This is a genomic window from Tardiphaga sp. (assembly GCF_025356345.1).
GTDB lineage: Bacteria > Pseudomonadota > Alphaproteobacteria > Rhizobiales > Xanthobacteraceae > Tardiphaga.
Genome location: NZ_JANXTC010000252.1, coordinates 1 through 7,009 on the forward strand (window position 1 = coordinate 1; position 7,009 = coordinate 7,009).

7 protein-coding genes and 1 pseudogene are annotated in these 7,009 nt (G+C 64.5%); 5 read left to right on the forward strand and 3 right to left on the reverse strand.

The features are described 5' to 3' along the window. Both Q0S16_RS15605 and secG read right to left on the reverse strand, forming a co-directional pair. On the reverse strand, positions 1 to 803 hold an 803-nt coding region (locus Q0S16_RS15605; RefSeq protein ID WP_295849843.1), incomplete at its 3' end, for a CTP synthase. A gap of 166 nt (positions 804 to 969) precedes the next feature. Further along, positions 970 to 1,350 (reverse strand): preprotein translocase subunit SecG, encoded by a 381-nt coding sequence (gene secG, locus Q0S16_RS15610; RefSeq protein ID WP_295849845.1) that lies wholly within the window; start codon positions 1,348 to 1,350, stop codon positions 970 to 972. 265 nt (positions 1,351 to 1,615) lie between these two features. On the opposite strand from secG, the gene Q0S16_RS15615 reads away from it, so the two are divergent. Then, entirely contained in the window at positions 1,616 to 1,843 is a 228-nt protein-coding gene (locus Q0S16_RS15615) for a hypothetical protein (RefSeq protein ID WP_295849848.1), read from the forward strand. An 87-nt stretch (positions 1,844 to 1,930) separates the two neighbouring features. On the opposite strand, the gene tpiA is transcribed toward Q0S16_RS15615, so the two are convergent. Continuing rightward, entirely contained in the window at positions 1,931 to 2,704 is a 774-nt protein-coding gene (gene tpiA, locus Q0S16_RS15620; protein WP_295849850.1) for a triose-phosphate isomerase, read from the reverse strand. 283 nt (positions 2,705 to 2,987) lie between these two features. Here tpiA and Q0S16_RS15625 point away from each other — a divergent pair, with 283 nt between their 5' ends. The 4 genes and pseudogenes from Q0S16_RS15625 to moaC form a co-directional block, all read left to right on the forward strand. Beyond that, positions 2,988 to 4,901: a peptidylprolyl isomerase gene (locus Q0S16_RS15625; protein ID WP_295849852.1), complete on the forward strand. Its 1,914-nt coding sequence runs from the start codon at positions 2,988 to 2,990 to the stop codon at positions 4,899 to 4,901. A gap of 116 nt (positions 4,902 to 5,017) precedes the next feature. After that, the gene (trpD, locus tag Q0S16_RS15630) at positions 5,018 to 6,037 is read left to right on the forward strand and encodes an anthranilate phosphoribosyltransferase (protein WP_295849854.1); all 1,020 of its coding nucleotides are present in this window, start codon (positions 5,018 to 5,020) and stop codon (positions 6,035 to 6,037) included. 9 nt (positions 6,038 to 6,046) lie between these two features. Next, positions 6,047 to 6,844, forward strand: a complete 798-nt coding sequence (trpC, locus tag Q0S16_RS15635; protein ID WP_295849857.1) for an indole-3-glycerol phosphate synthase TrpC — start codon at positions 6,047 to 6,049, stop codon at positions 6,842 to 6,844. Between the two features lie 71 nt (positions 6,845 to 6,915). Further along, positions 6,916 to 7,009, forward strand: a pseudogene (gene moaC, locus Q0S16_RS15640) (cyclic pyranopterin monophosphate synthase MoaC); the annotation flags it as partial.

Sequence of the window (7,009 nt, forward strand, 5' to 3'; positions counted from 1 at the left end):
CTCGCCTCGATGCCGAACGCTGCCAGCACCTCGTCGTCGAGGCCCGCGGCGTGATACCCTTCGGGCACGGCGTAGATAGTATCGACATCGCGCGCCTCGATCACGGCGCTTTCACGCACATTGCAGAACAGCGCGATCTTACGGCGTTCATTCGTTGGGATCGGCCGGTCGCAGCGGCACAACAGCATTTGCGGCTGGATGCCAACGCTGAGCAGTTCCTTCACCGAATGCTGGGTCGGCTTGGTCTTCAGCTCGCCGGCGCTGGGGATGTAGGGCAGCAGCGTCAGATGCAGGTAGATCGCATCGCCGCGCGGCAGATCGTTCTTGATCTGTCGGATCGCCTCGAAGAACGGCAGGCCCTCGATATCGCCAACGGTGCCGCCGATCTCGCACAGCACGAAATCATAGTCATCGTTGCTGTCGAGGATGAAATCCTTGATGGCGTTGGTAACGTGCGGAATGACCTGGATGGTGGCGCCGAGATAATCGCCACGCCGCTCCTTGGTGAGGATGTCCTGGTAGATCCGGCCAGTGGTGATGTTGTCGGCCTTGGTGGCCGGACGCCCGGTGAAACGCTCATAATGGCCGAGATCGAGATCGGTCTCGGCGCCGTCATCGGTGACGAACACTTCGCCGTGCTGGTACGGCGACATCGTTCCAGGATCGAGGTTGAGATAGGGGTCGAGCTTGCGCAGACGGACCTTGTAGCCGCGCGCCTGCAGCAGGGCGCCGAGCGCCGCTGAAGCCAGACCTTTGCCGAGCGAGGAAACCACGCCGCCGGTGATGAATATGTACCGCGCCATGGGGCTCAACCTTTAAGGCTCGCAAACCGATTCGCAAAAGCGAATCGCAACCTTCCGCCGAATGTTGGACAGGCTGTGGGTGACTTCGATATCGACATGATTACAGCCCCTTGATGAGGACTGTTGATGCGGGACGGTAGCCCCCGTCCCGCATAGCGCCTGTGCTTTATTGCGAACGCGGCGCCTGCGGGCCCGACGGCGCCTGCTGCTCGTCCGATTTCTTCAGCGAATCGAGCAAGCCGCCCGAGGTCGGCGGCACCATCGGGCTGCCGGGCTGCGAGACCGGCGCACTGGTGCCGTTGATGATCGATGTCGGCTTGCGCTCGTAGCCGGCCAGCCAGGACAGGAACAGGCTGGTGACGAAGAAACCGACCGCGAGAATACCGGTGGTCCGGGTCAGCAGATTGGCCGTGCCGCGGCTCGACATGAAGCCGCCACCACCGCCGCCACCGACGCCAAGGCCGCCGCCTTCAGACTTCTGCAGCAGCACCGCCGCGATCAGGGTCGCCACGATCATGAGGTGAATAACGATAATGACGCTTTGCATCGGGTCCTTCCATCACAAGCACACTGCGCCGCTGGCCGGCTGCATGGGTTGCTTGCGGGGTTTGAATCCTGTGCTGTCTACACGATACCTTGGGGGATTGTCACCCCCGGGAGACCGCGCCTGCCCAGCATCGATTGCCATGCATCAAATTAGTACATATCATGAACAGTATAGAAAGATGCCTGGCAAGCAAGATGGTCGCAGCTTGCGAATGTGCTTGTGCTCACAAAGTTCGACAGAGAGTTCGACAGAGAGAACGTCCGAAATGACCGACTCTACCGTGAACATGGATTTTCAGGAGCAAGTCGCCCGTATTGAGCGAATGCAAGAGGAAACTCGCAAATTCACCGCCGAACAGCACAGGCTGATCGCTGAACAAATGAAGCTCGGCCGGGACCGCGCACTATCCGGCTGGCCGCTCGTGATCGCCGGCATGACCGCGGGTGCAGCGCTAGTGGGCGCAACCGCCGCTCTCATCAAATTCTGGGCTTGACGCGAGACCGTCAGGGAACGCTTGATCGCGTTTCGGATCGAAGCCGAGCAGCGCCCCAGCAGGCAAATTGCCAACCGGCGGCAGGCGCTATCGACACCCCGCCGCGATCGCCAGAAAATCCGCGGCCTTCAGGCTGGCGCCGCCGACCAGCGCGCCATTGACGTTCGGCACCGCCATCAGCTCGGCGGCGTTGGAAGGTTTTACCGAACCGCCATACAGAATTCGGACCGAGGCGCCCTCGTCCTTGAAGCGGTCAGTGAGGCGATCGCGGATAAACCGATGAACTTGCTCGACATCTGCCGCTGTCGGCGTAAGCCCGGTGCCGATCGCCCAGACCGGTTCATAGGCCACGACCAGATTGCCGGAGGTCGCGTCATCGGGCAGCGAGCCGGCCAATTGGGCGCCGCAGACGTCGAGCGTCTGGCCAGCGTCGCGCTGCGCCTGGGTCTCGCCGATGCAGACGATGGCCATGAGGCCGGCGCGCCATGCCGCTTGCGCCTTCTGTCGCACCACCGCATCGGTCTCGCCATGGTCGGCCCGGCGCTCGGAATGGCCGACGATGATGGCGGTGGCGCCAGCGTCGGCCAGCATTTCCGCCGAAACGTCGCCGGTATGGGCGCCGGAAATCTTGGGGTGGCAGTCCTGCGCGCCGACGGTCACGGCGCGGGGACCTTCCTGACCGAAGCTCGCCGCGCGCTGCGCGAAGGTCGCCAGCAGGGTCAGCGGCGGGCAGACCAGCAGGTCCGCTTTGTCCAGAACATCGGGCGCGCCGCGCAGCATCGCCTCGAACTCGGTGATGGCGGCGGTCAGGCCGTTCATTTTCCAGTTGCCGGCAATCAGCGGCCGAACGGCGTCAGTCATGGGAAAGTCCTGCGTTGAAATGATCGTTCCGGGCTAACAGAGCGAGCCCGAATGCTCAAGCCAGCCGGCGCCGCATCGCGCGCGGCGGCGCGGCGGCGGCCGAGCCAAAGTTTCATTTCAGCGGCCAATTGTCACCTTCCGCGCCGACCACACCTCGCTCGGCTGCCGCCGGTTGCGACGCGGCGTTTGCCACTTTATGATGCGGCTCCAGTTCGGCTCTGCCAAGTTGCGAATTTCGCCACGGGCGTAAGCCGGTTCCCCTCCTGACAAATAAGATGACCCCATGCTTCGAGGAATACGCAAAGCCTCATCCAACTGGCTCGGCAAGACCATCATGAGCGTCGTGATGGGCGTGCTGATCCTCAGCTTCGCGGCCTGGGGCATCGCCGACGTGTTTAAGGGCTATGGGCAATCGACGCTCGCCAGGATCGGCAGCACCGAGATTTCCACCGACCAGTTCCGCCAGCTCTACACCGACAAGCTGCAGCAGATCGGGCGCCAGTTCGGCCGGCCGCTGACCTCCGAACAGGCCCGCGCATTCGGGCTCGACCGCCAGGTGCTGCAGCAGGTCGTGGCCGAGGCCGCGCTCGACGAGGATGCCCGCCGCAAGGGCCTCGGCGTCGCCGACGCCGAGGTGATGCGCCAGATCGTCAACGATCCGAACTTCAAGGGCGCCACCGGCACGTTCGACGCGCCGCGCTTCCAGCAGTTGATCCGCTCGCTCGGTTATACCGAGCAGCGCTACATCGCCGAACAGCGCAAGGTGTCGCTGCGTCGCCAGATTGCCGGCACCGTGACCGCCGGCCTCGAGCCGCCGAAGACCCTGATCGAAGCGCTGAGCCGGTTCCAGAACGAGACTCGCGCCATCGAATACGTCAAGATCGACGCCGCGCAGGCCGGCACCATCGAAGCCCCCTCGCCCGAGGCGCTGGCCGCCTATTTCGAGGACCACAAGACCCAGTTCCGCGCGCCTGAATTCCGCAAGGTCGCCTTTGTCGCGATGACGCCCGACGAGATGGCGAAGTGGTCGGTGGTCACCGATGACGACGCCAAAAAGGTCTTCGAGGAGCGCAAGGACAGGCTGGCCACGCCCGAACACCGCCAGCTGTCGCAGATCGTGTTTCCGACCGCGGCGGAAGCCCAGGCCGGCCGCGCCAAACTGAACGACACGTTCTCGTTCGCCGACCTTGCCAAGGAGCGCAATTTGACGCTCTCGGACATTGATCTCGGCATGGTCACCAAGGCCGGGATCATCGATCCCGCCGTGGCCAACGTCGCGTTTTCGCTGGCCCCGGACGGCATCAGCCAGCCGATCACCGGCCGGTTCGGCATCACGCTGATCAAGGTCGGCAAGATCGAGCCGGGCAACACGCCGTCCTATGACAGCGTCGCGGTGGCCCTGAAGCGCGACCTTGCGCTCGAGCGCGCCCGCGCGGCGATTGCCGACCAGCACAACAAGATGGAAGACGAGCGCGGTGGCGGCTCCAACGTCGTCGACGCCGCCAAGAAGCTCGGCCTGAATTCGGTCACCGTCGAGGCTGTCGACCGCTCCGGCCGCACGCCGGACGGCCAGCCGGTCACCGGCATTCCCGCTGGCTCCGACATCGTCTCCAAGGCTTTCGCCAGCGACGTCGGCGTCGACAATGATGCGATGCAGATCGGCGGCGGCTATGTCTGGTTCGACGTGCTCGGCGTGACGCCGTCGCGCGACCGCGCGCTCGAAGAGGTCAAGGACCAGGTCGCCGCGCGCTGGCGCGATGACCAGATCAGCACGCGGCTGCGTGGCAAGGCCGTCGAGATGGCCAAGAAGCTCGAAGGCGGCGGCAAGCTCGCCGATGAAGCGACGGCCGCGGGGCTCAAGGTCGAGACCACCACGCCGTTCAAGCGCGACGCCAGTGTCCCCAACCTGTCGGCCAGCATCGTCGAGGCCGTATTCCGCGGAACCAAGGATGCCGCCGGCCAGGGCCAGGGCGCCACCGGCGCGGAGTGGATCGTCTACCGCGTCACCGATGTCACCGCGCCGCCGGTCGACATGGCGTCCGACGAGGTCAAGAAGCTGAAGGAGACGCTGCTGCGTGGCCAGACCGATGAACAGGTCGCGCAATATGTGACCAGGATCGAGAGCCAGATCGGCACCAAGATCAACGAGGACGCCGTCGCGCTGGCCACTGGCGCGACGAACAACGCCAACAACTAACCTTCTCGCCGTCATTGCGAGCGCAGCGAAGCAATCCAGAAGCCACAAGCGAAGACTGGATTGCTTCGTCGCAAAGGCTCCTCGCAATGACGAGCACATCACTCTGAAAGCATCCGATGGACAATCTCAGGGCAATCATCGCCAAAGTCGCGACGGGCGCCACGCTGTCGCGGGACGAATCCTCCGCGGCGTTCGACAGCATGATGTCGGGCGAGGCGACGCCGTCGCAGATGGGCGGCCTGCTGATGGCGCTGCGGGTGCGCGGCGAGACCGTCGACGAGATCACCGGCGCGGTAGCGGCGATGCGCGGCAAGATGCTGCGCGTCACGGCGCCGGCCGGCGCCGTGGATGTGGTCGGCACCGGCGGTGACGGCTCCGGCTCGGTCAATGTCTCGACCTGCGCCTCCTTCATCGTTGCCGGCTGCGGCGTGCCGGTCGCCAAGCATGGCAACCGCGCCCTGTCATCGCGCTCCGGCGCGGCGGATGTGCTGGCGGCGTTGGGTATCCGGATCGACATCACGCCCGAACATGTCGGCCGCTGCATCGCGGAGACCGGCATCGGCTTCATGTTCGCGCCGTCGCACCATCCCGCGATGAAGAATGTCGGTCCGACCCGCGTCGAGCTCGCCACCCGCACCATTTTCAACCTGCTCGGCCCGCTATCGAATCCGGCCGGGGTCAAGCATCAGATGGTCGGAGTATTCTCGCGCCAATGGGTGCTGCCGCTGGCGCAGGTGCTGAAAAATCTCGGCTCCGAAGCCGCCTGGGTGGTGCACGGCTCCGATGGTCTCGATGAAATCACCCTGACCGGCCCGACCTTCGTAGCCGAACTTAAGAACGGCGAGATCAAGAGTTTCGAGATCACGCCGGAAGATGCCGGCCTGCCCCGCGCCGGCCCAGACGCGCTGAAGGGCGGCGACGCCCAGGCCAATGCAATCGCGCTGCAAAGCGTCCTCGATGGCGCGCCGGGCCCGTTTCGCGATGTGGCCCTGTTCAATGCCGCCGCCGCCCTGATCGTCGCCGGCCAGGCCACCGACCTCAAGCAAGGCGTGGCGATGGGCCGCCAATCGCTCGACAGCGGTGCCGCGCGCGAGAAGCTGAAGCGGCTGGTCGCGGTCTCGAACGCAACAGACTGAGGCGCCTGCATGTCCGATATCCTGACCATGATCGAAGCCTACAAGCGCGAGGAGATCGCCGCCGCCAAGCGCGCGAATCCGCTTTCCGGCATCGAGGCGCTGACGAAATCCGCGTCGCCGCCGCGCGGCTTCATGACCGCGCTCTACGCCAAGCTCGACAAGGGTGACTTCGCCCTGATTGCCGAGATTAAAAAGGCCTCCCCCTCGAAAGGGATGATCCGCGAAGACTTCGATCCACCGTCGCTGGCCGAGGCCTACGAGGCCGGCGGCGCGGCATGCCTGTCGGTGCTGACCGACACGCCCTCGTTCCAGGGCCATCTCGACTTCATGGTGGCCGCGCGCGCCGCGGTGAAGCTGCCGGTACTGCGCAAGGACTTCATGTTCGACACCTATCAGGTAGTGGAGGCGCGCGCGCATGGCGCCGACTGCATCCTGATCATCATGGCCGCGCTCGATGATGCCACCGCCCGCGACATCGAGGACGCCGCCATCGCTTACGGCATGGACGTGCTGCTCGAAGTCCACGACCAGACGGAACTGGAACGGGCGTTGAACCTGCGCTCGCCGATGATCGGCATCAACAACCGCAATTTGCGGACCTTCGAGACTACGCTGGCGACGAGCGAGACCCTGGCGCCGATGATCCCGAAAGACCGTTTGATGGTCGGCGAGAGCGGAATTTTCGCCGCCAGCGACCTTGCGCAGCTTGAGCGCGTTGGAATATCGACCTTTCTGGTCGGCGAAAGCCTGATGCGGCAGGCGGATGTCACGGCAGCCACCAAGGCGCTGCTGACGCGCGCGGCGTAACGCGCTGCTCCTTCTTGCTTCCTTGTCCCCTTGTGGGAGAGGAAAAAAACAGAACTCGGGATTTGAGAATCATGGCTGGCAAGAAAAACAAGAGCGCGACCAAAGACGCTCCCGCCCTCACCCACATCGATTCCTCCGGCGAGGCCCGCATGGTCGACGTTTCGC

What these genes read in the sequence shown, in the direction of transcription:
- secG (WP_295849845.1), bottom strand. Translation starts at nt 1,350, where the DNA reads ATGCAAAGCGTCATTATCGTTATTCACCTCATGATCGTGGCGACCCTG.
- Q0S16_RS15615 (WP_295849848.1), top strand. Translation starts at nt 1,616, where the DNA reads ATGACCGACTCTACCGTGAACATGGATTTTCAGGAGCAAGTCGCCCGT.
- tpiA (WP_295849850.1), bottom strand. Translation starts at nt 2,704, where the DNA reads ATGACTGACGCCGTTCGGCCGCTGATTGCCGGCAACTGGAAAATGAAC.
- Q0S16_RS15625 (WP_295849852.1), top strand. Translation starts at nt 2,988, where the DNA reads ATGCTTCGAGGAATACGCAAAGCCTCATCCAACTGGCTCGGCAAGACC.
- trpD (WP_295849854.1), top strand. Translation starts at nt 5,018, where the DNA reads ATGGACAATCTCAGGGCAATCATCGCCAAAGTCGCGACGGGCGCCACG.
- trpC (WP_295849857.1), top strand. Translation starts at nt 6,047, where the DNA reads ATGTCCGATATCCTGACCATGATCGAAGCCTACAAGCGCGAGGAGATC.